This window comes from Microbacterium sp. F01 (assembly GCF_056156365.1).
Genome location: NZ_CM149592.1, coordinates 2,007,715 through 2,032,474 on the forward strand (window position 1 = coordinate 2,007,715; position 24,760 = coordinate 2,032,474).

General features: G+C 70.7%; 21 protein-coding genes and 1 other RNA gene. 9 read left to right on the top strand and 13 right to left on the bottom strand.

Features of this window, described 5'->3' with window-relative positions:
* The first annotated feature begins 106 nt into the window (after positions 1–106).
* Positions 107–325: a DUF7455 domain-containing protein gene (locus tag ACVN90_RS09150; protein ID WP_056367331.1), complete on the top strand. Its 219-nt coding sequence runs from the start codon at positions 107–109 to the stop codon at positions 323–325.
* 33 nt (positions 326–358) lie between these two features.
* Here ACVN90_RS09150 and ACVN90_RS09155 read toward each other — a convergent pair whose 3' ends face one another.
* Both ACVN90_RS09155 and ACVN90_RS09160 read right to left on the bottom strand, forming a co-directional pair.
* On the bottom strand, positions 359–1,408 hold the full coding sequence (locus tag ACVN90_RS09155) for an alanine racemase (RefSeq protein WP_475101807.1): 1,050 nt from the start codon (positions 1,406–1,408) through the stop codon (positions 359–361).
* The gene (locus ACVN90_RS09160; RefSeq protein WP_475101808.1) at positions 1,405–2,082 is read right to left on the bottom strand and encodes an alanine racemase C-terminal domain-containing protein; all 678 of its coding nucleotides are present in this window, start codon (positions 2,080–2,082) and stop codon (positions 1,405–1,407) included. The genes ACVN90_RS09155 and ACVN90_RS09160 overlap by 4 nt, the downstream gene beginning before the upstream one ends.
* 43 nt (positions 2,083–2,125) lie before the next feature.
* On the opposite strand from ACVN90_RS09160, the gene ACVN90_RS09165 reads away from it, so the two are divergent.
* On the top strand, positions 2,126–3,148 hold the full coding sequence (locus ACVN90_RS09165) for a sugar-transfer associated ATP-grasp domain-containing protein (RefSeq protein WP_475101809.1): 1,023 nt from the start codon (positions 2,126–2,128) through the stop codon (positions 3,146–3,148).
* A gap of 69 nt (positions 3,149–3,217) precedes the next feature.
* On the opposite strand, the gene ACVN90_RS09170 is transcribed toward ACVN90_RS09165, so the two are convergent.
* From ACVN90_RS09170 to ACVN90_RS09180, 3 genes are all read right to left on the bottom strand, one after another.
* A complete protein-coding gene (locus ACVN90_RS09170; RefSeq protein WP_475101810.1) occupies positions 3,218–3,913 on the bottom strand; it encodes a coenzyme F420-0:L-glutamate ligase in 696 nt (231 codons plus the stop codon).
* Positions 3,910–5,253: an RNA polymerase sigma factor gene (locus ACVN90_RS09175; protein WP_475101811.1), complete on the bottom strand. Its 1,344-nt coding sequence runs from the start codon at positions 5,251–5,253 to the stop codon at positions 3,910–3,912. Before ACVN90_RS09175 ends, ACVN90_RS09170 begins: the two co-directional genes overlap by 4 nt.
* 248 nt (positions 5,254–5,501) lie before the next feature.
* Positions 5,502–6,422, bottom strand: a complete 921-nt coding sequence (locus ACVN90_RS09180; protein ID WP_475101812.1) for a proteasome assembly chaperone family protein — start codon at positions 6,420–6,422, stop codon at positions 5,502–5,504.
* A gap of 85 nt (positions 6,423–6,507) precedes the next feature.
* Here ACVN90_RS09180 and ACVN90_RS09185 point away from each other — a divergent pair, with 85 nt between their 5' ends.
* From ACVN90_RS09185 to sucB, 3 genes are all read left to right on the top strand, one after another.
* The gene (locus tag ACVN90_RS09185) at positions 6,508–7,995 is read left to right on the top strand and encodes a leucyl aminopeptidase (RefSeq protein ID WP_475101813.1); all 1,488 of its coding nucleotides are present in this window, start codon (positions 6,508–6,510) and stop codon (positions 7,993–7,995) included.
* Positions 7,992–9,365, top strand: a complete 1,374-nt coding sequence (gene lpdA, locus ACVN90_RS09190; protein WP_475101814.1) for a dihydrolipoyl dehydrogenase — start codon at positions 7,992–7,994, stop codon at positions 9,363–9,365. The genes ACVN90_RS09185 and lpdA overlap by 4 nt, the downstream gene beginning before the upstream one ends.
* A 62-nt stretch (positions 9,366–9,427) precedes the next feature.
* Positions 9,428–11,203: a 2-oxoglutarate dehydrogenase, E2 component, dihydrolipoamide succinyltransferase gene (gene sucB, locus ACVN90_RS09195; protein ID WP_475101815.1), complete on the top strand. Its 1,776-nt coding sequence runs from the start codon at positions 9,428–9,430 to the stop codon at positions 11,201–11,203.
* A 19-nt stretch (positions 11,204–11,222) separates the two neighbouring features.
* Here sucB and ACVN90_RS09200 read toward each other — a convergent pair whose 3' ends face one another.
* The gene (locus ACVN90_RS09200) at positions 11,223–12,530 is read right to left on the bottom strand and encodes a hypothetical protein (protein WP_475101816.1); all 1,308 of its coding nucleotides are present in this window, start codon (positions 12,528–12,530) and stop codon (positions 11,223–11,225) included.
* 124 nt (positions 12,531–12,654) lie between these two features.
* Between ACVN90_RS09200 and ACVN90_RS09205 the strand changes: the two genes are divergently transcribed.
* Complete coding sequence (locus ACVN90_RS09205; RefSeq protein ID WP_475101817.1) at positions 12,655–13,365, top strand: DUF4191 domain-containing protein; 711 nt, start codon at positions 12,655–12,657, stop codon at positions 13,363–13,365.
* Between the two features lie 51 nt (positions 13,366–13,416).
* On the opposite strand, the gene ACVN90_RS09210 is transcribed toward ACVN90_RS09205, so the two are convergent.
* On the bottom strand, positions 13,417–13,809 hold the full coding sequence (locus tag ACVN90_RS09210; RefSeq protein WP_374978069.1) for an RDD family protein: 393 nt from the start codon (positions 13,807–13,809) through the stop codon (positions 13,417–13,419).
* Positions 13,810–13,941: 132 nt separating this feature from the next.
* Between ACVN90_RS09210 and glnA (ACVN90_RS09215) the strand changes: the two genes are divergently transcribed.
* The gene (glnA, locus tag ACVN90_RS09215) at positions 13,942–15,366 is read left to right on the top strand and encodes a type I glutamate--ammonia ligase (RefSeq protein ID WP_475101818.1); all 1,425 of its coding nucleotides are present in this window, start codon (positions 13,942–13,944) and stop codon (positions 15,364–15,366) included.
* Positions 15,367–15,501: 135 nt separating this feature from the next.
* Positions 15,502–16,242, top strand: a complete 741-nt coding sequence (locus tag ACVN90_RS09220) for a peptidase M23 (RefSeq protein WP_475101819.1) — start codon at positions 15,502–15,504, stop codon at positions 16,240–16,242.
* A 25-nt stretch (positions 16,243–16,267) separates the two neighbouring features.
* Here the strand turns inward: ACVN90_RS09220 and ACVN90_RS09225 are convergent, their stop codons facing one another.
* From ACVN90_RS09225 to ACVN90_RS09235, 3 genes are read right to left on the bottom strand one after another with little or no spacing between them, the layout of a single operon-like run.
* Complete coding sequence (locus tag ACVN90_RS09225) at positions 16,268–19,270, bottom strand: bifunctional [glutamine synthetase] adenylyltransferase/[glutamine synthetase]-adenylyl-L-tyrosine phosphorylase (protein WP_475101820.1); 3,003 nt, start codon at positions 19,268–19,270, stop codon at positions 16,268–16,270.
* Between the two features lie 13 nt (positions 19,271–19,283).
* Positions 19,284–20,621: a type I glutamate--ammonia ligase gene (gene glnA, locus ACVN90_RS09230; RefSeq protein WP_310290934.1), complete on the bottom strand. Its 1,338-nt coding sequence runs from the start codon at positions 20,619–20,621 to the stop codon at positions 19,284–19,286.
* Between the two features lie 59 nt (positions 20,622–20,680).
* The gene (locus ACVN90_RS09235; RefSeq protein ID WP_475101821.1) at positions 20,681–20,908 is read right to left on the bottom strand and encodes an SPOR domain-containing protein; all 228 of its coding nucleotides are present in this window, start codon (positions 20,906–20,908) and stop codon (positions 20,681–20,683) included.
* A 94-nt stretch (positions 20,909–21,002) separates the two neighbouring features.
* Here ACVN90_RS09235 and ppgK point away from each other — a divergent pair, with 94 nt between their 5' ends.
* Positions 21,003–21,767 (top strand): polyphosphate--glucose phosphotransferase, encoded by a 765-nt coding sequence (ppgK, locus tag ACVN90_RS09240; RefSeq protein WP_475101822.1) that lies wholly within the window; start codon positions 21,003–21,005, stop codon positions 21,765–21,767.
* A 59-nt stretch (positions 21,768–21,826) separates the two neighbouring features.
* Here the strand turns inward: ppgK and rnpB are convergent.
* The 3 genes from rnpB to ACVN90_RS09255 all read right to left on the bottom strand — a co-directional run bounded on the left by rnpB (position 21,827) and on the right by ACVN90_RS09255 (position 24,725).
* Positions 21,827–22,194, bottom strand: an RNA gene (gene rnpB, locus ACVN90_RS09245) — RNase P RNA component class A.
* Between the two features lie 47 nt (positions 22,195–22,241).
* Positions 22,242–23,972, bottom strand: a complete 1,731-nt coding sequence (locus ACVN90_RS09250; protein WP_475101823.1) for a bifunctional 3'-5' exonuclease/DNA polymerase — start codon at positions 23,970–23,972, stop codon at positions 22,242–22,244.
* A 21-nt stretch (positions 23,973–23,993) separates the two neighbouring features.
* Positions 23,994–24,725 carry a zinc ribbon domain-containing protein gene (locus ACVN90_RS09255; protein ID WP_475101824.1) on the bottom strand — a complete coding sequence of 244 codons (732 nt, stop codon included), beginning with the start codon at positions 24,723–24,725 and terminating at the stop codon, positions 23,994–23,996.
* Positions 24,726–24,760 lie beyond the last annotated feature (35 nt).

Consider the following 24,760-nt stretch of genomic DNA (forward strand, 5'->3'; position numbering starts at 1 on the left):
CGTACGCGCTCAGCGAAATGTCGTCAATTCGCGGCATTCTCGAAACATCGGCGTGGTTGTATTTCATGACCGCTAGAGAGTTCTACCAGTACGAGGAGGCACCGAGATGAACACGCTATCGACACCGACCGAGACCGGCGCCGTCCTCGAGCACCGCCTCACCGCCATGGATCGCTGCGATTCGTGCGGCGCACAGGCGTACATCGCGGCCGAGGTCAACGGCAGCGAACTCCTCTTCTGCGCCCACCACGGTCGCAAGTACGAAGAGAAGCTCCGCGCCATCGCGACCTCGTGGCACGACGAGACCGCTCGCCTCGCCGAGTAGGCGCCCGGCTCGGCAGACTCGCACCCGTCGCTCTCAGCGGCGGGTGTATCTGCGTTCCACGAGCGGTGACACGCGCAGCGCGATCTCCTCGCCGATCGTGCCGATGAGCTCGGCGAGATCCGTCGCGCTGACTTCGCCCGCGGAGCCCGGGCCGTAGATCGTGACGGCGTCCCCGGCGGTCGCGCCCGGCCATGCGGCGACCAGGGAATCCGACACTGCGACGGCCACGAGCGAACGGCTTCCGGCGGGCGTGCCGACGGCAGCGCGTCGCCCGAGCAACGACGGGAGGCCGTCGAGTGCCCCGAGGCCGATCCGAACGGCTTGATCGCCGACCTCGATGACGTCCGCCTCGAGCGTTCCGATCGGCGTGAGGCCCAGGTCGTCGGCGGAGGGGCCGCCCGCCGAGCGGATGCCGTAGCAGAACGCCCCGACGCGAACCATGTCGTAGCGGAACTCCGGGCGCGCGAACGAGGCGGCGCTGGCGGCGAGATGGCGCATCACCGGGCGGAGCCCCACGGCCGCGGCCTGCTCGAGCGCCCACTCGTAGACGCCGCGGGCGTCGTCGTCCTCGGCGTCGGATGCCTCCGCGATATGGCTCCAGACCCCGACCACGTCGATGACCCGATCCGCCTGAAGGGCCGCCGCGCGGGACACGAATCCGGGCCACTGCTCCGGTCGCACGCCGTTGCGGTGCAGGCCGGTGTCGATCTTGAGGTGCACGCGCACCGCGGCACCGGCCGCGCGCGCGGCCTCCGCGAGCTCCTCGAGCAGCTCGGCGTCGCCGACCCCCAGGTCGATCCGCGCGGCGACGGCCGCGTCGAGGTCGTCGCGCGAGGCGGCGATCCAGGCGAAGATGCGGGCGTCGTCGCCCACCGCCTCGCGGACCGCGCATCCCGTCCGCACATCGAAGGCGCCGAACCAGGTCACCCCCGCGGCGGAGGCGGCCCGCACGACGGGCTCCAGGCCGTGGCCGTAGGCGTCGTCCTTGACCACGAGCATCAGCCCGGCGGGAGACACCGTGTCGCGCACGCGTGAGATGTTGGCCGCGAGGGCATCGAGGTCGACGTTCAGGCGCGCGGTCACCGTGCCTCCTCTCGGATGGCGCGGAGTCCGACCATCGTGACGAGTTCCCCCGCGGTCAGCCCGGTCGCGCGCACCCACTCGTCGAGCGACGGCTCACCCTGCGCCGGGTCGCCGAGGAACAGGACCTCTTCGCCGCGGCGGACCGCGGCATCCGTGATCTCCACCACGCACACGTCCATCGCGACGCGACCGACGATAGGGTGACGCTCCCCCGCGATCGCGACGTGCACCGCGCCGCCGAGTCCGCGCACGATGCCCTGTGCGTAGCCGCCGGTGACGAGTGCGACGCGGGTGTCGGCGGACGCGCGGTACGCGTAGCCGTACGACACGCCCTCGCCCGCGCGGAGGTCCTTCACGGAGAGCACGGTGCCGGTGAGCCGCAGTGCGGGCACGGGCGCGTGCCCGGCGCCGGGGAGTCCGAAGAGCGACGACGGTGAGAGGTTCTGCGTCCGTCCGGGCACGAACCTCTCGGTCTCGAGCACGCTGCGCACGAGTTCTTCCCCGTGCCCCCAAGCATCCGCATCCAGGATCGACGGGTCGTACGAACGGATGCTGCGTTCCCACGCGGCACGGGCGTTCGCGGTCAGCGCGGCCCGCGAGATGCGTGCGACCGGAGCGCTGCGGGAGTCGGATCCCGGCGCGACGTGGTCGTGCCCAGGGATCGCGGAACTCACGCCTCTAGACTATCGGGGTCCCCGAACCGAACCCGGAGCACGCATGTCTTCTCAGGGCCTCGCCCTCTCGAATCGCCTTCGCTACCTCGCCTGGCGTGTCCGTCGCATCGATGTCGGCTCCGTGCTGGAGCGCGCGAAAGAGACCGCGCACGAGCATGGCAAGTGGACCCCCGCCGTCGTCGTCGACATGCTCTGGTCGGCCGGGTTCAAGCAGGTCGGCTTCCAGGACTACGTCGACTACGACTTCGCGATCCTCAGCCGCGCCGAGCGCGCGACCTACATGACGCACCCGGTCTCGAACGAGCTGTCGCAGAAGTACGACGATCCCGCATACCGGGGCCAGTTCCAGGACAAGGTCGAGTTCGACCGCACGTTCAGCGATTTCCTCCGCCGCGACTGGATGGTCGTCGATCACGGCAACGCCGACGCGGTGCGCGCCTTCGCCGAGAAGCACGGGACGATCGTCACGAAGGAGCCGGTGGGTCAGGCGGGCACGGGTGTGCACCGTTACCACGCGGCGGACATCTCCGACTGGGACGACTTCCACCGCGGTCTGCTCTCGCGCGGCGAGCTGCTCATCGAGGAGGTCATCCGTCAGCACGCCGACCTCGCGGCGGTGTGCCCCGGCACCGTGAACACCACCCGCGTCACCGCGTTCTTCGACGGCGAGAAGACCCACATCCTGGCGATGGCGCAGAAGTTCGGCCGCGGCGCGGTGAGCGATCAGATGACCTTCGGCGGCTTCTACACGATGCTCGACGAGAACGGCCATGCGGTCGGCCCGGGCTACGACTCGCACGCCCACGTTCACGAGAAGCACCCCGACAGCGGGTTCGTCATCGCCGACTTCCAGCTGCCGATGGTCGACGAGGTCAAGGCGTTCGTCGACCAGGTCGCGCGCGTCGTGCCGCAGATCCAGTACGTCGGCTGGGACATCGTGGTCTCGCCGGACGGACCGGTGCTCGTCGAGGGCAACTGGGGCGCCGGCGTGTACGAGAACAAGCCGAGCGTCACCGGCATCCGCACGGGACACAAACCCCGCTACCGCGCCGCGATCGGGTTCTGACGCGAAACCCCGCGTATGCGAAAGGCGCGGCATCCGTGAAGGATGCCGCGCCTTTCTGTATCGGAGGGTTCAGATCGTCCGGACGATGCCGAGCGGCGTCGACTGGTGGCCCTGACCGAGCGGGTTGTCCTTGAGGATCGAGACGAGGCGCTTCTCCTCCGCCTTGTCGAGCGTCGAGCCGAGGATGTTGCCGCCCAGGTCGTTGATGTCGACCACAGCTACCTGGGGCACACCGCCGAGCAGCGCCTTGAGGTGAGCCGCGACTTCGCGCGGGCGCTCGGGTCCGAGCACGACGGCCTTGTTGTACGGCGGGATCGTGCCCGACGTCGGTCCGTCGATCGCCCGCGCCTTGTCGCCGGCGATGCGGTAGAAGTCGCCCTTGCGGCCGAACAGCTTGGTCACGGCCGAGACGGCGGCCGCGAACAGGATGCGGATCGTGCCGCACTCGCGCAGCGCCATCTCCATCGTCTCGGGCATGCCGAGTCCGATGCCGTAGGGCGTGCGGGTGACGTACTTGGACAGGAAGAGCGCGAGCTTGCGGGGCTTGATGTCCTCCACGAGGTACGAGCGCCCCTGCGTGATGGCGACGATCTTCTCCGTCACGAACAGGAGGTCACCCTCGCGGACGACGTCCGCCGCGTACTCCTTCACGAACGAGTCGAGGTCGTCGCCCGGCATCACGACCCGCGTGCGGATCGGGATGCGGGCGAACGAAAAGCCCTCGACCTGGACGGTGAGCGCCTTGCCGGCGTTCGCCTCGGTCACTCGAGGTAGTCCCGCAGCGACTGCGAACGCGACGGGTGCCGCAGCTTCGCCATCGTCTTCGACTCGATCTGGCGGATGCGCTCACGGGTGACCCCGAACGTGTCGCCGATCTGGTCGAGCGTCTTCGGCTGCCCGTCACCGAGGCCGAAGCGCATGCGGATCACGCCGGCCTCGCGCTCCGAGAGCGAGTCGAGGAGCGACTCGAGCTGGCGCTGCAGCATCGTGAAGCCCACCGCGTCGGCGGGGACCACGGCCTCGGTGTCCTCGATCAGGTCGCCGAACTCGCTGTCGCCGTCCTCGCCGAGAGGTGTGTGCAGCGAGATCGGCTCCCGGCCGTACTTCTGCACCTCGATGACCTTCTCGGGGGTCATGTCGAGCTCGCGGCTGAGCTCCTCGGGCGTGGGTTCGCGACCGAGGTCCTGCAGCATCTGGCGCTGGACGCGCGCGAGCTTGTTGATGACCTCGACCATGTGCACCGGGATGCGGATGGTGCGCGCCTGGTCGGCCATGGCGCGGGTGATGGCCTGACGGATCCACCACGTCGCGTACGTCGAGAACTTGAAGCCCTTGGTGTAGTCGAACTTCTCCACCGCGCGGATGAGACCGAGGTTGCCCTCCTGGATGAGGTCCAGGAACTGCATGCCGCGGCCGGTGTAACGCTTGGCGAGCGAGACCACGAGGCGCAGGTTGGCGCCGAGCAGGTGGCTCTTCGCGCGCTGGCCGTCGCGGGCGACCCACTGCAGGTCGAGACCGAGCTGCGAGGTCTTCTCGGCGGCCGACATGTGCGACAGCTTCTCTTCGGCGAACAGACCCGCCTCGATGCGCATCGCGAGCTCGACCTCTTCGGCCGCGTTCAGGAGCGGCACCTTGCCGATCTGCTTGAGGTAGTCCTTGACCGGGTCGGCCGTCGCGCCCGTGATCTGGGTCGAGTAGACGGGGACGTCGTCCTCGTCGCTCGACGAGATGACGATCGCGCCGGTGGGGAGAGGCTCGGTGAACGCCGGCTTGGTGCTCTCCTCCTCTTCCTCCTCGTCCTCGGTGGCGTTGGCGTCGTCCCCGGCGGCCTTCGCACCCTTGGCCGGCGTGCCGGCCTCCGCTGCGTCGTCGCCCTCCGCGTCGTCGCCGTCGTCCTCGAGTTCGACGTCGTCGTCGATCTCCTCGACGTCGTCCTCGAACTCGTCGTCCGACTTCTTCGCGCGCTTGGACGCGGTCTTGGGTGCGGCCTTGGTCTTGGCGGCGCCCTTGGCCGCCGGAGCCTTCTTGGCGGCCGCCGTCTTCGCCTCGTCCGTCTCGGTGTCCTTCGCGGCCGAGCGAGCCTTGGTGTTCGTGCCTGGAGTCACGTTTCGCCTTTCACCGGTCGAAGCGCCGTGCGCCTCTCCGGTCGGTTTCGGACACTAGTAAGACCCTTGTCAAGTCCACATCTTCGAGGGGATGCCCCACGAAGACGGTTGACAACGGGTCAGAGCGTCTAGTATCTCATACTTGCCGTGCGCCGCCAGCATCGCCCTGCCGGGACCGGCGCACCTCCGTCTCCTGGTGTCAACACCCCGCTCGGGCGTCGAATTCCGTCGACGCGCGGGATGCCGCTTCAGGAGCCGCGCTTGTCGTCCTCCGCGGGTCGCGTCGCCAGGAACCGCTCCAGTTCCGCCGCCAGCTCGTCGGCACTGGGCAGGTCGCCGGTGTGGATCATCGGCGTCGCCAGCGTGGATCCCGCCATGTACGCGTCGTAGCGCTCTTCGAGGCCCTGCACCATGCGGGCGAGCTCGTCGCTGCCTTCGATCTGCTCGGTGACCTTCTCGAGGTACTCGCGGTTCTCCTCGCGCAGCTCGTCGCCGGCGAACACGAGTCCGGTCGCGACGGTGAGGCTGTCGAGCGCTGCCAGCGCGGCGGCGGGGTACTCGGTGTCGCCGAGATAGTGCGGGATCAGCAGCACGAAGCCGGCGACGCGCACGCCCGCGGCGGCGAGGCGATACTCGAGGAGGTGACCCGCCGTGGCCGGCACCTGCGTGTGGGGCTGCCACACCGAGTGCGCTTCGGTGAGCTCCGACCGCGTTCCGCTGACCGTCGTGCCGATCGGCCGCGTGTGCGGCACGGGCATCGGGATCGCATGGACCCACGTCACCGTCGACACGCCGTACAGCTCGGTGAACTCGAGGACCGCCGCGGTGAAGGCATCCCATGCGAAGTCCGGTTCGTAGCCCGCGAGCAGCAGGAACGGCTGCCCGAGGGCGTCGTGGGCGAACGACAGCTCCAGACGGGACGGGCGGTAGTCGGTGAGATGGTCCTTCTCGAACGACACGATCGGGCGGCGTGCCCGGTAGTCCAGCAGCGTGTCGTTGGAGAACACGGCCAGCGGCGAGGGCGAGAGTTCGTCGCGGAAGTAGTCGATCACACGGCTCACGGCGCTGCCGGCATCGGTGAACCCGGTCAGGGCGATCACCAGCGGCAGCCCGCGCGGCACAGGCGGCGCTGAAGCCGCACGCTCGAACAGCGGGCCGGGAAAAGGCATGCACCCATGCTACGAGCCGTCCGCGGAGGTCGGGTCGTGACGGTCGCGCTCAGAGCGAACAGTCGTCGTCCCTAGGATGGAGACCATGTCGTTCCCCGACCTCGAGTACCGCACTGCACCCGTCCGAGAGTCCGACGCCGACCTTCTCCTCCTCGCGCTGCCCCCGCTCGACACCGAGGGATCCCCGGATCTCGCCGACTGGCCGGGCCTGCGCGACGCGCTGTCGGGGGTGGGCTTCACCGGCGCCGCCGGCGCCTCGGTCCGCGTCTACGCGCCGGAGGCGACGACCCTTCCGCTGGCCGTGGTGGGGACCGGTTCGGCTCCGGATGCCGCGGCCCTGCGTGATGCGGTCGGCGCGGCCATCCGCGCCATCACGGGGTTCGAGGCCGTGGCCGTGGCCGCGCCGTTCGCCGATCCTTCGCTGTGGACCGCCGCTGCGGAAGGTGCCGCGCTCGGCGGCTACCGCTTCGAGGGGTACAAGACCGAGGCGCCGAAGCCCCGCGCCCAGCGCGTGGTCGTCCACGGCACCGCCGAGCCGGACGACGCGGCGCTGAAGCTGATCGTCGAGACCGCAGCATCCGTCGCCCTCGTCAAGGATCTCGTCAACACCCCGGCGGAATGGCTCGGACCCGCGGATGTCGCCGCGCGTGCGACCGAATCCGTCGCGGACCTGCCCGTCACCGTCGAGGTGCTCGACGAGGAGGCACTGCGCGAGCAGGGCTACGGCGGGATCCTCGGCGTGGGGCAGGGCTCCGATCGCCCGCCGCGCCTCATCCGTCTCGAGTACGCGCCCGAGGGTGCCGCCCGGCACGTCGCGCTGGTGGGCAAGGGCATCACCTTCGACACCGGCGGCCTGTCGCTGAAGCCGGCCGCCTCGATGGTGGGGATGAAGTACGACATGGCCGGCGCCGCCACTGTGCTCGGCGTGCTGCGGGCCGCAGCATCCGTCGGCGCTCCCGTCAAGGTGACGGCGTGGCTCTGTGTCGCCGACAACATGCCGTCCGGTCGCGCCACGCGTCCCGGCGACGTGCTGCGCCTGCTCGACGGCACCACCGTCGAGGTGCTCAACACCGACGCCGAGGGGCGCCTCGTGCTCGCCGACGGCCTCGTCGCCGCCAGTCGCGAGAACCCCGACGTGATCGTGGACGTCGCCACGCTCACCGGTGCGATCCTGATCGCCCTCGGCACGCGCCACACCGGTGTGATGGGCGACGACGATGCCGTGGCCGCCTATCTCGCCGCGGCCGCCGAGACCGGCGAGCCCGCGTGGCAGCTGCCGCTGCCCGCCCACATGGTGGAGGAGCTCGACTCCCCCATCGCCGACCTGCAGAACGCCAAGATCGGCGACCCCGCAGGCGGCTCGCTCTTCGCAGGACTCTTCCTGCGTCACTTCGTCGGCCGCAGCGCCGGCGAAGCCGATGCACCTCGAATCCCCTGGGTGCATCTCGACATCGCCGGCAGCGGAACCCACAAGGGCGCGCCGTACGGCATCACCGACAAGGGACCGACTGCCGCTACCGTGCGCAGCCTGATCCGCTTCGTCATGACTGACCTCGATGAGGAGGCACGATGACCGACCACTCCTTCGATCTCGTCGTTCTCGGCGGTGGAAGCGGCGGCTATGCGGCCGCGCTGCGGGCCGCGGAACTCGGCAAGACCGTCGCCCTCGTGGAGAGGGACAAGGTGGGCGGGACATGCCTGCACCGCGGCTGCATCCCGACGAAGGCACTGCTGCACGCGGCCGAGGTGGCCGAGACGGCACGGGATGCTGCGGCCATCGGCATCCGCGCGACCTTCGAGGGCGTCGACCCGGCGGGCGTGCGCGCCTACCGCGAGGGGATCGTGGCGAAGAAGTACAAGGGACTCGAGGGCCTGGTCAAGGCTCGCGGCATCACCGTCGTGAACGGGGAAGGACGCCTCGAAGCGGGCCCGGCCGTCCGCGTCGGAGACGACCTCTACCGTGGCACCGACGTCGTGCTGGCCACCGGCTCGTACAGCCGGACGCTTCCCGGCCTCGAGATCGGCGGCCGCATCCTCACCAGTGAGCACGCACTCGAGCTCGACGAGATCCCGGGCAGCGTCGTGATCCTCGGGGGCGGCGTCATCGGCGTCGAGTTCGCCAGCGTGTGGCGTTCGTTCGGCGCCGACGTGACCATCGTCGAGGCGCTCGACCACCTCGTGCCCAACGAGGATCTGGCGCTCAGCAAGGGCCTCGAGCGCGCGTTCCGGCGCCGCGGCATCCAGTACTCCCTCGGCGTGCGGTTCCAGAGTGCGACCCAGACCGCGGATGCGGTGACCGTGACGCTCGAGGACGGCAAGACCTTCACGGCCGACCACCTCCTCGTCGCCGTCGGGCGCGGACCGGCGACCGCGGGCCTCGGCTACGAGGAAGCGGGCGTGACGATCGATCGCGGCTTCGTCATCACCGACGAGCGCCTCCGCACCGACGTCGATCACGTGTGGGCGGTCGGCGACATCGTCCCGGGTCTCCAGCTCGCGCACCGCGGGTTCCAGCAGGGCATCTTCGTCGCCGAGGAGATCGCCGGGCTCTCGCCCGTCCTGATCCCCGACGCCCACATCCCCAAGGTCACGTACAGCCACCCGGAGGTCGCGTCCGTCGGCCTGACCGAGGCGCAGGCGGCAGACGCCCACGGCGCTGACGGCATCGTGGCGTATGAGTACAACCTCGCCGGCAACGGCAAGAGCGAGATCCTCGGCACGAGCGGGATCGTCAAGGTCGTCCGCGTCAAGGAGGGGCCGGTGCTCGGCGTCCACCTCATCGGCGACCGCGTCGGCGAGCTCATCACCGAGGGGCAGCTCGTCGTGGGCTGGGAAGCCCACCCCGAGGACATCGCGCCGTTCATCCACGCGCACCCGACCCAGTCCGAAGCGCTCGGCGAGGCTTTCCTCGCTCTCGCAGGCAAGCCGCTGCACACCCTGTGACCCTTCGGGCCGCGCCCCATCACTAAGCTAGATCCGATATTTCTTCAGAAGGAGACATCCTCATGAGCACATCCGTGGTCCTCCCCGCTCTCGGCGAGAGCGTGACCGAGGGAACGGTCACCCGCTGGCTCAAGAACGTCGGCGACACGGTCCAGGCGGACGAGGGCCTGCTCGAGATCTCCACGGACAAGGTGGACACGGAGATCCCCTCGCCGGTCAGCGGCGTGATCGAGGAGATCCTCGTGCAGGAGGACGAGACCGTCGAGGTCGGCGCCGTGCTGGCGAAGATCGGCGACGGCTCGGGCACTCCCGCTGCGGCTCCTGCCCCCGAGACCGCGGCCGCCGAGGCAGCCCCGGCCGCGCCCGCCGAGGCTCCGACCGCAGAGGCCCCCGCCGCCCCGGCCGAGGCCGCACCGGCGCCCGCCGCCGAGCAGCCCGCTGCACCCGCAGGCGGCGGCAAGGACGTCGTCCTTCCCGAGCTCGGCGAGAGCGTCACCGAGGGCACCGTGACCCGCTGGCTCAAGCAGATCGGTGACGAGGTCGCCGCGGACGAGCCGCTCCTCGAGATCTCGACCGACAAGGTCGACACCGAGATCCCGTCGCCGTTCGCCGGCGTGCTCACCGAGATCCTGGTCGCCGAGGACGAGACCGTCGCCGTCGGCTCGCCGCTCGCCCGCATCGGTGAGGCCGGTGCGGCGCCTGCCGCGGCTCCGGCACCCGCTGAGGCTCCGGCTGCTGCGCCCGCACCCGCTGAGGCTCCGGCTGCAGCGGCCGCCCCGGCTGCTGCGCCCGCCCCGGCTGCAGCGCCCGCGCCGGCCGCCGAGCCCGCTGCGGCGGCCGCGCCTGCCCCTGCCGCCGCGCCTGCCCCTGCCGCCGCGCCTGCCCCTGCCGCCGCTCCTGCGCCGGCCGCCCCGGCGCTGGTCGCCGAGGAGGACGGGATCACCTACGTCACGCCCCTGGTGCGCCGTCTCGCGCAGCAGCAGGGCGTCGACCTCGGTTCGGTGAAGGGCACGGGGGTCGGCGGTCGCATCCGCAAGGAGGACGTGCTCAAGGCCGCGGAGGCCGCGTCGGCGCCCGCTGCTCCCGCCGCCGCTGCCGCACCCGCGCCGCTCGAGGTGTCGCCGCTGCGCGGCACCACGCAGCCGATGTCGCGTCTGCGCAAGGTGCTCGCCTCGCGTGCCGTGGAGTCGATGCAGTCGACGGCGCAGCTCACCACGGTGGTCGAGGTCGACGTCACGAAGCTCGCGACCTTCCGCGACAAGGTGAAGAACGACTTCCTCGCCAAGACCGGAGACAAGCTGTCGTTCCTGCCGTTCTTCGCGCTGGCCGCCGCCGAGGCGCTCCAGGCGTACCCCGTCGTCAACTCGACGGTGGACGGCGACCAGATCGTCTACCCGGCGACCGAGAACCTGTCCATCGCCGTCGACACCGAGCGGGGCCTGCTGACCCCGGTGCTGCGTGACGCGGCAGCCAAGAACCTCGCCCAGATCGCGCACGAGATCGCCGACCTCGCCGCGCGCACGCGCGACAACAAGCTGAAGCCCGACGAGCTCGCCGGCGGCACGTTCACGCTGACCAACACCGGTTCGCGCGGGGCGCTGTTCGACACCCCCGTCGTCTTCCTGCCGCAGACCGCGATCCTCGGCACCGGCGTGGTCGTCAAGCGTCCCGGCGTCGTGACGGTCGACGGCAAGGACGCGATCTCGGTGCGCTCGTATGTCTACCTCGCGCTGTCGTACGACCACCGCGTCATCGACGGTGCGGACGCAGCGCGCTTCCTCGGTGCCGTGAAGACGCGCCTCGAGGCGGCCGCCTTCGAGGGCAACCTGGGCATCTGATCAGGGGCGGGTCCCGCTTCTAGGGCTGCTGCGCGACGTCGGAGACGTCGCGCAGCAGCCATCTGTCGTCTCTGCGCAGAATGACGACCATCTGCGACGGCGCGGACGCGTCGCTCGCGTCGACGCGGAGCACCGCGATGTCGCCGAAATCGTCGAGCAGTGTCACCGTGCGTCCGGTGGAGGGGCTGTCGATGGCGGCACCGGCCAAGGCGACCGCATCCACGGTCACCGTCGCGAGGCAGGCGGCGTCCCCGGCGCAGGCGATCCGTGCGTCGAGCAGTTCGCCCGTGATCCGAGCCAGATCGGCCGGCTCCCCCGTCGCTGCTCCGCCCTCGGGCGTCTCGGGTGGGTCCGCACCTGGCGGAATGGATGCTGCGGGCGTCGCCGTCGCCGTCGCGTCCGCTGCGTCATCGGTTGCAACGCCGCTCGCGGTCGGCCACAGCGCGCCGCCCGCGAGGACGGCGACCGCGACGGCTCCGCCGACGAGCCACGGCGCGCGACGGGTTCCGGTCCGGGAAGGCTCCTCCCTCCGTCGCAGCCGCCGCCATACCGCCGTCGTCGCGCGCGACACGGTGTCGGCGAGGTCGTCGTCCACGCCCGCGACGAGCGTGTGCCACATCGATCGCGGAGCAGGTTCGTGCGGCATGTCGACCGCGCGGCGTGTCTCCTCGTGGGCGCGGGCCGCGCCTTCGGTGGCGCTCCGTGGGCTCAGGCTGACCGTGCTGAGCGGCTCCGCCTCGGCGACCGCGAACAGTGCCTCCTCGGCCGCCTCGAGCTCGTGGACCGAGATGCGCTCCGCGGTGACGGCGCGCAGCGCGGTCTGCCACGTGCGCTGCGCGGGTGGGTCGACGCCCACCTGCTCGAGAACGGCCGCCGACGCCTCGAATGCGCGCCGGGACGCGGCATCCGTCGCCAGAACCGGCCTGCCGGCGTCGTCGAGCCACCAGTCGCCCGCGGCATCGGGCTCGCGCGCGAGCTGGACGCAGCCGCGCAGCACGCTCACGCCCAGCGTGACGGCCTCACCGAGGCTGAGCGGCATCCGCGCCGCCCGACGGCGGACGAAGTCCTCGAGGCGCTCGGTGCACACCGGCAGCACCACGTCGTGTCCGTCGACGCGTCGCACGATGTCGACGGGAGCCAGCACGTGGCCGTCGGGTTCGGCATCCCATCCCCGCCAATCCGGGCCGAGTACACCGGCGTCGACGAGCACCCCCGCGTCGCCGCCGGCGGTGCGGACCAGCGTGCCCGGCCATGGTCCGTCATCCCGCGCCCGCACTGCCCGGATGGCGCGGTAGGGGCTGCGGAGCGAGCCATCGGCGGTCGTCATGACGCCAGTGTGCGGCGGCGCGCCCCGTCGCCGCCTCGCTCGGGCCGCGTCTGTGGATGGATGGCGTCTGTTCCCGACTGTGGAGGAGCCGAGGAGGAGCCCGCGAAAAGGTAGGCTGGAGGGTATGGCCGCGCGCAGTTCCGCCCCCGAGAAGGGCCCGGGATTCTTCTCCCAGATCCGCACCCTCTACACCTTCACCCAGAAGGAGTTCCGCTGGCTGCCGTTCCTGCTGATCGGCCTCCTCGTCCTCGGCATCGCCGTGGGTGTGGGCATCGGGTTCCTCATCCCGCCGGTCGCCGTCTGGAGCGTCATCCTGTGGGGCGTCACCGGCCTCATGCTGGGTGTCCTCGCGTCGATGATGACGATGACCCGTCTGTCGACCCGCGCGATGTACAAGAAGATCGACGGGATGCCAGGGGCCACCGGTCACGTCCTGTCGACCTCGCTCGGCCGCAAGTGGCAGGCCAGCGAGATGCCGGTGGGCATCAACCCCAAGACGCAGGAAGCCGTCTACCGCGCGATCGGCCGCGGCGGCGTCGTGATCGTGGGCGAGGGCGCCCGCGGCCGTCTCACCCGCCTCGTGAACGACGAGCGCTCCAAGGTCCAGCGGGTGGCCGCGGGTGTTCCCCTCACCGTCCTGTACGTCGGCCATGGCGAGGGTGAGACGCCGATCTCGAAGCTCGCGCCGACCATCAAGGCGCTGCCCACGAAGATCGACCGCGCCACGATGTCTGCGGTCATCAAGCGCATCGAGTCGGTCTCGCAGTCGCTCACCTCGCTGCCGATCCCGAAGGGCATCGACCCCACGAAGGTCCGCGCGCCGCGACCGCGCTGAGCAAGAGCACCCGAACCCGGTCGGCGGAGACGCCGGCCGGGTTCTGTCGTCTCAGGAGCGGATGAGCACCGTGCCCGCGGCCTTGTCGTGGAGGCCGCGCTGGTCGGCGTCCCAGATGACGGCCGGGATGGCGAGGATCAGGAGCGCGGTCCGGAGAACGGGGCGCCACAGGCCCACCCACGCGCCGTCCAGGCGCACGAGCCGCAGGCCGAAGATGCGATGGCCGGGGCTTCCCTGGAGGGTGGGCAGGAACACGATCTGGATGGCGGCGAAGATCGCCAGGATCGCGAGCGGATCCCATCCGAAAAACCCCGAGATGAGGTACGCGGCACCGTAATCGAGGAAGAGAGCACCGACGCGGCGGCCCAGACGGCCGATGGATCCGGTGCCCTCGCGGGGCAGTCCGAGGCGTTCGCCGGGATAGTCCTGGGTGCTCTGCGTCACTTCCCCAGCGTACCCAGGTCGCCGTAACATCCCTGAAACACAGGTGATACTGGAGGGCAATGCCCTACGGGTAGCTTGCCAAAGTGCCCGGCCCGTACGGGCGGATCCGAATGCCCTACCTCTGGAGTCTTCATGTTCAAAGATTCATCCGAGGTGCTGAAGTTCATCAAGGACGAGGACGTCAAGTTCCTCGACATCCGTTTCACGGATCTTCCTGGCGTGCAGCAGCACTTCAACATCCCGGCCTCCACCGTCGACGAAGAGTTCTTCACGGTCGGCCAGCTGTTCGACGGCTCCTCCATCCGAGGCTTCGCGAACATCCACGAATCGGACATGCAGCTGATCCCGGACGTGTCGACGGGCTACCTCGACCCGTTCCGCGAGGCCAAGACGCTCGTCATGGTCTTCGACATCTACAACCCGCGCAACGGCGAGATCTACTCGAAGGACCCGCGCCAGGTCGCCAAGAAGGCCGAGAAGTACCTGGCGTCGACCGGCATCGCCGACACCGCGTTCTTCGCGCCCGAGGCCGAGTTCTACATCTTCGACGACGTCCGCTACGAGGTGAAGCAGAACTCGAGCTTCTACTCGGTCGACTCCGAAGAGGGCGCGTGGAACACCGGCCGCGCCGAAGAGGGCGGCAACCTCGCCAACAAGACCCCCTTCAAGGGCGGCTACTTCCCGGTCTCGCCCGTCGACAAGACGGCCGACCTGCGCGACGACATCAGCCTGCGCCTCATCGAGTCGGGCCTGCACCTCGAGCGTGCCCACCACGAGGTGGGCACCGGCGGCCAGCAGGAGATCAACTACCGCTTCGACACGATGGTGCACGCGGCCGACGACATCCTGAAGTTCAAGTACATCGTCAAGAACGTGGCGAACGAGTGGGGCAAGGTCGCGACCTTCATGCCCAAGCCCCTCTTCGGCGACAACGGCTCGGGCATGCACACGCACCAGTCGCTGTGGCTCGACGGCAAGCCCCTGTTCTACGACGAGAAGGGCTACGCTCAGCTCTCCGACCTCGCCCGCTGGTACATCGGCGGCATCCTGGCGCACGCGCCGGCGCTGCTGGCGTTCACCAACCCCACGCTCAACTCGTACAAGCGCCTCGTCAAGGGCTACGAGGCGCCGGTCAACCTGGTGTACTCGGCCGGTAACCGCTCGGCGGCCATCCGCATCCCGATCACGGGCTCGAACCCGAAGGCCAAGCGCATCGAGTTCCGCGCGCCGGACGCCTCGGGCAACCCGTATCTCGCGTTCGCCGCGCAGCTCATGGCGGGCCTCGACGGCATCCAGAACCGCATCGAGCCGCACGAGCCGGTCGACAAGGACCTGTACGAGCTTCCCCCCGAGGAGGCGAAGAACATCCCGCAGGTGCCGAACTCGCTGCTCGACTCGCTCGACGCGCTGCGCGCCGACCACGAGTTCCTGCTCAAGGGCGGCGTGTTCACGCCCGAGCTCATCGAGACGTGGATCGAGTACAAGATCGAGAACGAGATCCAGCCGCTGAACGCGCGTCCGCACCCGTTCGAGTACGAGCTGTACTTCGGCGTCTGACGTTCCAGCACCGCAGGCGGGCCCCGGGAGACCGGGGCCCGCTTCTGTGTTCGCTGGGAGTTGGATGCTGCGACCCGAGGCGCGGCCTAGGCTGATCGAGCGCATCCGCGCTCGTTCCGACAGAAGGCGAAGACGATGCCCACCCGCACCAGCGCGACGACACGACGGCGCTCCGCGCGCCGGTCGCCGGCGGCGCGCAGGCGTCGGTCGCAGCATCGACACGCCCGTCGGCGTGGAGGGCGTACGGGCGTCGCCCTGGCGATCGTCGTGCCGGTGATCCTCTTCGCCGCCTTCCTGGTGGGTGCCGCGGCCCTCGCGGGGAGCTTCCGCGTGTCGTGGGCGGACGACCTCGCACTCGCCCCCGACGATCGCGGACCTGTCCCGCCGCCGATCATCGAGCCCGCCGTCGCCGGGTATCGGTTCGAGCAACTCACGAACGCCTGCACGATCCTCGCCGCGGGCAGGGACCTCGGATTCGACGCGCGGGACCAGACGATCGCGGTGATGACGGCGATGGGCGAATCGTCGCTGCGCAACATCGACTACGGCGACTGGGAGACGAGCGGCGTCACCAACCCCGACGGCTCACGCACCACCTCGATCGGCCTGTTCCAGCAGCAGGACTCCTGGGGCACGCGCGAAGCGCGCCTCGATCCGTACACGGCCGCGACGGTGTTCTACCGGGCCATGGCGGAACGCGTCCCCGACCGCGCGGCCGTGGAGCCGACCCTCGTCGCGCATCGCACGCAGGTCAATGCCGACCCGAACCACTACGCCCGTTACTGGGATCGCGCGGTCCGCGTGGTGGCCGCCGTCACCGGAAGCCCGCTGGAGGGCGACCGGATCGACGGGATCCCGCACTGCCCGGGCGCGTGAGCGGCGGCGGGCCGCAGCATCCGGTTCAGCCGTAGAAGAGCTTCTCGAACACGCGACGCGCGCGGCGGGTGGCGCCGAGGTAGTCCTCCTCGACCTGCGTGGCCGACCGCGGCGGGTACTCGAGGAGCCGGCCGATACCGTCGAGCTTCTTGCGGTCGACCGGAAGCACGTCGCTGGTCTGGCCCGACAGCAGCGTGTTGGCCGAGCGCAGGCGGCTCGCAAGGCGCCAGGCCTCCGCGAGGCGGTCCGCGGCGCTCGCGGGGATGAGTCCGGCGCTCTCGGCGGCGCGGAGCGCCCCCAGCGTGGACGTCGTCCGCATCTCGGGAACGGCGTGGGCGTGCTGCAGCTGCAGGAGCTGTACGAGCCACTCGACGTCGCTGAGCGACCCGGGACCGAGCTTGAGGTGCCGTGAGGGGTCGACGCCCTGCGGCAGCCGCTCGCTCTCGACGCGGGCCTTGATGCGCTTGATCTCGCGCGTCGCGGCGAGGTCGACGGTCGACGGATACCGTACGCGATCGGCGAGCTTCATGAAATCGCCGATGAGCTTGACGCTGCCGGCGACGCCGCGGGCTCGCAGAAGCGCCTGCGCCTCCCACGACAGTGCCCATCGGCGGTAATACTCCTCGTACGCCTCGAGCGAGCGCGCGAGCGGGCCGTTGCGGCCCTCGGGGCGCAGGTCGGCGTCGAGCTCGAGCGGGACGCGGTGATCCTCCGAGTGGGTGCGCAGAGCCGCGACGAGCTTGAGGGCGAGCTCGTGGGCGCGCTGCGGGTCGACGCCGTTCGGCCGGTAGACGTACATGACGTCGGCGTCCGAGCCGAAGCCGAGCTCTGCGCCGCCGAAGCGTCCCATCGCGATGACCGAGAAGTCGAGGGCGGCGTCCTCGGCGGGCACGACCTCGCGGCGCACGGCGCGCAGGGTCGCCTGGATCGTGACCTCGGTGATGGTCGTGAGTGCGTCCGCGACCTCCTCGATGGTGACGCTTCCGAGGATCGCGCCCATCGCGATACGCAGCTGCTCGCGGCGCCGCAGTGCCCGCACCGCGCGCATGGCATCGAGGACGGTGCTGTGGCGGGTCTGGATCGCGCGCGCCTCCTGTTGCAGCGCGAGGCCCGAGCGCGGGCGCAGCAGCTCGGGGTCGTCGAGCCAGGCGGCGGACTCGGGGATCCACTCCATGAGCTCCCCCACGTAGCGGGAGCCCGAGAGCACGCGGGAGAGGCTCTCCGCGGCGCCGGATGAGTCCCGCAGCATGCGCAGGAACCAGTGCGTGTCGCCCAGACGCTCGCTGAGCCGGCGGAAGGCCAGCAGGCCGTAGTCCGGATCGACGCCGTCGGCGAACCAGCGGATCATGACGGGCATCAGGTGCCGCTGGATGGTCGCCTTGCGACTCAGGCCGGTGGTGAGCGCTGCGATGTGGCGCAGGGCTCCGGCGGGGTCGGCGAAGCCGATGGCCGCGAGCCGGTCGTGGGCCTGCTCGGTCGACAGCACGCGCTCATCGGCCGGCAGCGCCGCGACCGCCGACAGCAGCGGCCGGTAGAAGAGCCGGACATGGATGTCGCGCACCTCGCGCTTGACGGACTCCCATAGCTGCCAGATCCCGTCGCCGGTGTCGGCGAGGCCCGTGGCGCGCGCGAGGACGCGAAGCTCCTCCGGACGCGAGGGCATGAGATGCGTACGGCGCAGCTGACGCAGCTGCACGCGGTGCTCGAGGAGCCTGAGGACGCGGTAGTCGCGGGAGAAGGCGGATGCCTCCGCCCGGCCGATGTACCCCTCGGCGACCAGCGCGTCCAGCGCCTCGAGGGTGCCGCGCTGCCGGATGCGGTCGTCCGAGAGGCCGTGCACCAGCTGAAGGAGCTGGACGGTGAACTCGATGTCACGGATGCCGCCCGGACCGAGCTTGAGCTGATACGGCACGTCCGCGGGCGGGATGTGCTCGGTGACGCGCTCGCGCATGCGCTGCACGCTGTCGACGAAGTTCTCGCGGGCAGCACTCGTCCACACCTTCGGCTGGACAGCTTCGATGTACGCCTGCGCGAGCCCCTCGTCGCCGGCGATGGGCCGCGCTTTCAGCAGCGCCTGGAACTCCCAGCTCTTCGCCCAGCGGTCGTAGTACGCCAGGTGCGAGTCGAGCGTGCGCACGAGCGCACCCTGTTTGCCCTCGGGGCGCAGGTTGGCGTCGACCTCCCACAGCGGAGGCTCGATCTCGACGCCGGAGATGCCGCGCATCGTCTGGACCGCCAGCCGGGTCGCGATGTCGACGATGCGGCTCTCGCCGAACTCTTCGACGGCGTCGTCGTCGCCGCCTCCCACGAAGATGACGTCCACGTCGCTGACGTAGTTGAGCTCGCGGGCACCGGTCTTGCCCATGCCGATGATCGCGAGCTTCGTGCGCGCCACCTGCTCGTGCGGGAACAGCCCCGCTCCGACCGCGCCACCTGACACGCGGGTGCGGGCGACCGCGAGGGATGCCTCGAGCGCCGCGCCCGCGGCATCCGCGAGCCGTGCCGATACGACGGCCACCTCGTCGACCGGTGCCGGGCTCAGGAGGTCGTATGCGGCGATCCGCGCGAGCATGCGGCGGTAGCGCACGCGCAAGGCGACCCACGCGCTCTCGCCGCCGTCCGCGGCGAACCCGTCGACGGCATCGATCGACGCGAGCAGCTCCGAGCGCAGCTCCTCCGGCGTGGGCAGCCGTTCCCCCGCGTCCGCGAGGTGGTCGACCTCTGCGGGGTGGCGGAAGAAGAACTCGCCGAAGCCGGTCGACGCACCGAGCAGCGCCCACAGAGCGCGCCAGGCCGCGGGCCGTTCGCGGGTGCGGCGCACGGGTGCGGCGTCGCGTCGAGCGAGACGCGCGAGGGCGTGCAGCGCCTCGTCGGGATCCGCCGCGTCGACCGCCCCTTCGAGGAGCGCACCGCGAGGCGCGTCGAGGAGGGTGGACAGCTCGTCGAGCAGCTCCTCGGCGTCGGTCAGGCGGCTGAAGCCCAGGCGCGCGAGCGGTGTCAGAGAACCCGGCCGGTCGCTCGCAGACATGCGTCAGCCGGTCTCAGAGCAGCTCGAGGTTGCTCTTGAGCTCGAACGGCGTGACCTGGGACCGGTACTCCTGCCACTCGCGGCGCTTGTTGAGGAGCACGTGGTTGAAGACCTGCTCCCCCAGCGTCTCGGCGACGAGCTCGGACTCCTCCATGTACTCCAGCGCGTGGTCGAGGCTCGCGGGCAGCGGGGCGTAGCCGAGCGCCCGGCGCTCAGCATCCGTCAGCGACCAGACGTTGTCCTCCGCCTCGGGCGGGAGCTCGTACTCGTTCTCGATGCCCTTGAGTCCCGCCGCCAGCATGAGCGCGTACGCCAGGTAGGGGTTGGCGGCCGAGTCGAGGGCGCGGTACTCGACGCGCGACGACTGGCCCTTGCTGGGCTTGTACAGCGGCACGCGCACGAGCGCCGAGCGGTTGTTGTGGCCCCAGCAGATGAAGCTGGGCGCCTCGTCGCCGCCCCAGAGCCGCTTGTACGAGTTGACGAACTGGTTCGTCACGGCGGAGATCTCGTTCGCGTGGCGCAGCAGGCCGGCGATGAACTGCCGGCCGACCTTCGAGAGCTGGTACTGCGCGCCCTCTTCGTAGAACGCGTTGACATCGCCCTCGAACAGCGACATGTGGGTGTGCATGCCGCTGCCGGGCTTGCCGGTCATCGGCTTCGGCATGAACGTCGCGTAGACGCCCTGCTCGATCGCGACCTCTTTGATGACCGTGCGGAACGTCATGATGTTGTCGGCGGTGGTGAGGGCGTCCGCGTAGCGCAGGTCGATCTCGTTCTGACCCGGGCCGCCCTCGTGGTGGCTGAACTCCACCGAGATGCCGAGGTCTTCGAGCATGCGCACCGACCTGCGGCGGAAGTCGTGGGCGGTGCCGCCGGGGACGTTGTCGAAGTAGCCGGCCGAGTCGACCGGCTCCGGGCCCTCGGTGCCGAAAGACGAGGACTTCAGCAGGTAGAACTCGATCTCGGGGTGTGTGTAGAACGTGAACCCCGCGTCGGCGGCCTTCGCGAGCGTCCGCTTGAGGACGTGGCGCGGGTCGGCGACGGCCGGCTGCCCGTCGGGCGTGGTGATGTCGCAGAACATGCGCGCGGTCGGGTCGATCTCGCCGCGCCAGGGCAGGGTCTGGAACGTGGTCGGGTCGGGGTGCGCCAGCAGGTCCGACTCGTACGAGCGCGTCAGGCCCTCGATCGCGGAGCCGTCGAATCCGAGGCCCTCGCTGAAGGCGCCCTCGACCTCGGCGGGGGCGATGGCGACGGACTTCAGCGTGCCGATCACGTCTGTGAACCACAGCCGTACGAACTTCACGCCTCGTTCTTCGATGGTCCTCAGAACGAAGTCACGCTGCTTGTCCATCGCGTCCTCTCCGGTGCCGGATCGCCCGAGGTGTCAATACGACCGCGGTGAAAGCCAGACTACTGGTCGTCGCCGCCCTTGCCTGACACCCTGTCGGCGCCCCACGAGTCCTCACGCGCCTCGTCCGCGGCCCATGCCCGCGAGCGCTCCTTGATCACTTCGGGAGCCTTGGCCGCCTCCTCGGGAGTGTCGAAGGGGCCGGCGCGGTCGGGCGCGGGCGATTCGAAGCCCTTCTCGACCTCACCGGTCTTGAGGTTGTACCAGTACTTCTCGCTGCCGCTCGTCATCGTGCACGCTCCTCGCATCGCGGGCTGGTCGCCCTCAGCTCGATCCTAGTGACGCCCGCCTCGGCGACGGCGTCGGCGTCGATAGGCTGTCGACATGGCATCTGACGCGGCACGCGCCGTCGGCGTGGACATCGGTGGCACCGGAATCAAGGCGGGGATCGTCGATCTCGAGAAGGGCGAACTCGTCAGCGATCGGGTGAAGGTCGCGACTCCGGCCGGGGCGCACCCGCCGGACGTGCTGGCTGCGGTCACCGAGGTGCTCTCGACCCTCGGCGTCGCTGACGACCCGTCGGTGCCGCTCGGTGTGGCGTTCCCCGCGATCGTGAAGAACGGCTTCACGCTGTCGGCGGCGAACGTGTCGGACGAGTGGATCGACTTCGCCGCCGAGAAGTTCTTCGAGGAGGGCCTCGGCCGCGAGATCCACTTCGCGAACGACGCGGACGTCGCGGGCGTCGCGGAGGTCCGCTACGGCGCCGCGAAGGACAAGCCCGGGCTCACGATCCTCACAACGCTCGGCACCGGGATCGGCTCGGCGCTGCTGTACAACGGCGTCCTGGTGCCGAACTCGGAGCTCGGCCACGTGCAGCGCGCGCGACACGGGAAGGACGCTGAGGCCTACGCCGCGTACTCCGCGATGGAGCGCCATCACCTGTCGTGGGAGCAGTGGGCGAAGCGGCTGCAGTGGTACTACAGCCACATCGAGTTCCTCTTCAGCCCTGACCTGTTCGTCGTGGGCGGGGGCGTGTCGAAGCACTCCGACAAGTTCCTGCACCTGCTCGACCTCAAGACGCCGATCGTTCCGGCGGTGCACCGCAACAACGCCGGGATCATCGGCGCCGCCGCACTCGCACGCGGCTGACGCCCCGAGCCCAGCCGCTTCGTGGCGGGCCTCGCCGCGAAGCGGCGCGGCGGAGAGGGCGAATGGGCCGGCCTGTACGCCGGGTTCTGTCCGGGGGCGTGAGCCCCGTGGACGGTCATCTCTCTCGGCGACACGTTGCCGTGCCGCTCCAGCGGCCTACCCGGGGACTCGGCGGGCCGCGTCGTCATCCCCTGTCTGGCCTTGCTCCGGGCGAGGTTTACCGTGCGGGTCGTGTCACCACGACCCCGGTGGTCTCTTACACCACCCTTTCACCCTTACCCGGCCGAAGCCGGGCGGTCTGCTCTCTGTGGCACTGTCTCGCGGATCGCTCCGGGTGGGTGTTACCCACCGCCCTGCCCTGTGGAGCCCGGACGTTCCTCGGCGCGGGGCGGCGAACCGTCCGCGACGCGACCGTCCAGCCGACCCATTCGCAACGGCCAGCTTATCGCCGGCAGCCGGGTGCACGCCGCGCGGTCAGTCCTTGAGGGCCGTCTCGGCGATGCGCACGTCGAGCCGGAAGTCGAGGGGGAAGCCGCCGAAGAGGAGGCGCCCCGCGGTGGCCGCGGCCTCCTCGACCGCCTGAGCGGCAGCATCCGCGTGCTCCTCGGGGGCGTGCACGATCACCTCGTCGTGAAGGAAGAAGGCGAGATGCGGCCTGCGGGCGAAGGCCGGCCCCGAGCGCGGCGCTCCGCGCTCGGGAGCCACCGGCGGGAGAGCGGCGAGGCGCCCGCGCAGGTCGGCGAGCCACGCGAGCGCCCACTCGGCGGCGGTGCCCTGCACGACGAAGTTGCGGGTGAAGCGTCCGCGATCGCGCGCCTGGCGCCGGGCACGATTCTCTTCGGCTCCGGACGCCTCAGCCTCGGTCGCACGCGACTGCGCGGCCGACCACTCCGGCGACGGGGCGGGCGACGTGCGGCCGAGCCACGTGGAGACGATGCCGCCGTCCTCGCCGGTGCGCGCCGCGTCGTCGACGAGCCCCATCGCCCGCGGGTACGCGCGCCGCAGGCGTGGTACCAGCCGCCCCGACTCGCCCGTCGTGGCGCCGTACATCGCGCCGAGCATCGCGATCTTCGCCTCCTGCCGGGTGGCCACCGCGCCGCTGTCGACGATCCCCGTGTAGAGGTCGCGGCCGCGTGCCGCCGCGGCGAGGGCGGTGTCGCCCGACATCGCAGCGAGCACACGCGGCTCGAGCTGCGCGACGTCGGCGACGACGAGCCGCCACCCCGGGTCGGCGCGAACCGCCTCGCGCAGCTGACGAGGCAGCTGCAGCGCTCCCCCGCCGGACGACGCCCAGCGCCCCGTGACGACTCCGCCGGGAACGTAGACCGGGCGGAACCGGCCGTCGGCGACCCACTCCGACAGCCACGTCCACCCGTTCGCCGACAGCAGCCGCGACAGCTTCTTGTACTCGAGGAGGGGTTCGATGACGGGATGCCGCTGCTCGGCGAGCTCCCACCGGCTGGTGGATTCGACCAGCACGCCGACGCGGTGGAGCGAGCGGAGCAGCTTCGGCTGCGAGTCGAGGCTGGCGGACGGATCGCCGAGCGCCGCCCGCACCCGCTCCGCCGCCGCGGCCAGCTTCACGGGCTGCGCGCCGCCGGGGCGGCGCTCCCCGAGCGTCTCGACGAGGATGCGGTCATGTGCCTCGGCGTCCCACGGGAGCCCTGCCGCCCGCAGCTCGGCGGCCACCAGCGCGCCCGCCGACTCCGCGGCCGTCAGCAGCCGCAGGCGACCGGGCTCGGCGCTGCCGGCGACCGCGTCCCGCTGACGAGCGAACTCGGCCACCGCCGCGTCGACGTCGGCGGGCGGACCGGAGCCGCGCGTGACGGAGTCCAGTTCGAACAGGGCGGGCGCGGCGTGGTCGGTGTCGACGTGCGGTGCAGCATCCCATTCCTGTGCCCGCCGGACTGCCGCCGTCTCGGCGACCAGCGCGGAGTCGCGCAGGATCGCGTGGCAGAGGCGCAGGTCGTGACACCGGGCGACGCGAACGCCGTCGGCGAGCAGCGTGGCGTACCACTGCGGCGTGTCGTGCCAGACCCACCTCGGCGCCCAGTGGGTCTCCGCGTCCGCGATCCACGACGACAGTGCGGCACCGTCGACCTCGTCGCGGCCGGTCTCGTCGGCGTTCGCGTCGAGAAGGATGACGGCGGCACCGCGTGCGGTCCGTCCGAGGACGATCCAGCCGGGAGCGTCAGGCACGCCCACCACGGCAACGCCCGGCTGCGGTCACAGCCCGGATTCGTCGTCGCGCACGAGAATGCAGCCGCACTCGGGGCACGTCACGACGTCGTTCTCGCCGGCTTGGCGGAGCACCTGCAGGTCGGTGCCGGCGAGCACCATGTGGCAGCCCTCGCACGTGCGACGCCGCAGGAACGCGGCGCCGGCGCTGCGGACCGCGAGGCGGTCGTACAGGGCGAGCAGGTCGGTGGGAACTCCGCCCGCGATGGCCGCGCGGTCACGGGTGGCTCCATCGAAGGCCGCCGTCGCCTCGGCGACGGCACGCTTGCCCTCGGCGCTCAGCTCGGCGCCCTCGGCGTTGGTCGCCGCGATGAGTGCCTCCTGCTCGGCGACGGCAGCGTCGGCGAGTTCCAACCGCTCCATGACAGCGAGCTCCGCGTCTTCGAGGTCGCTCTTGCGGCGCGCGAGAGCGCCCAGCTCGCTCTCGAGGCCCTGGGCCTCCTTCGAGTTCGTCGAGGCGGCGAGGCGGCCCGCGTCGCGTGCCGCGCGGGCGTCGACGACCGCGACATCGGACTCGATCCGCGACAGTTCGGTGCGCAGATCGTCCCGCGCACCGAGGCGCGTCGCCAGCTCCTGCGAGAGCTCCTGACGCCGGCCCAGCAGTTCCTGCACGCGACCCGCCTGGGGCGGGTTCCTGCGGGCGTTGTCGGCCTGGCGGATGCGGGCGTCGAGCTGGGCGACCTCGACGAGGCGGCGCTGGTCTGCGGGGCTGGCGTTCACGTCACCAACCTACCGTGGGGCATCGACGGCACGAG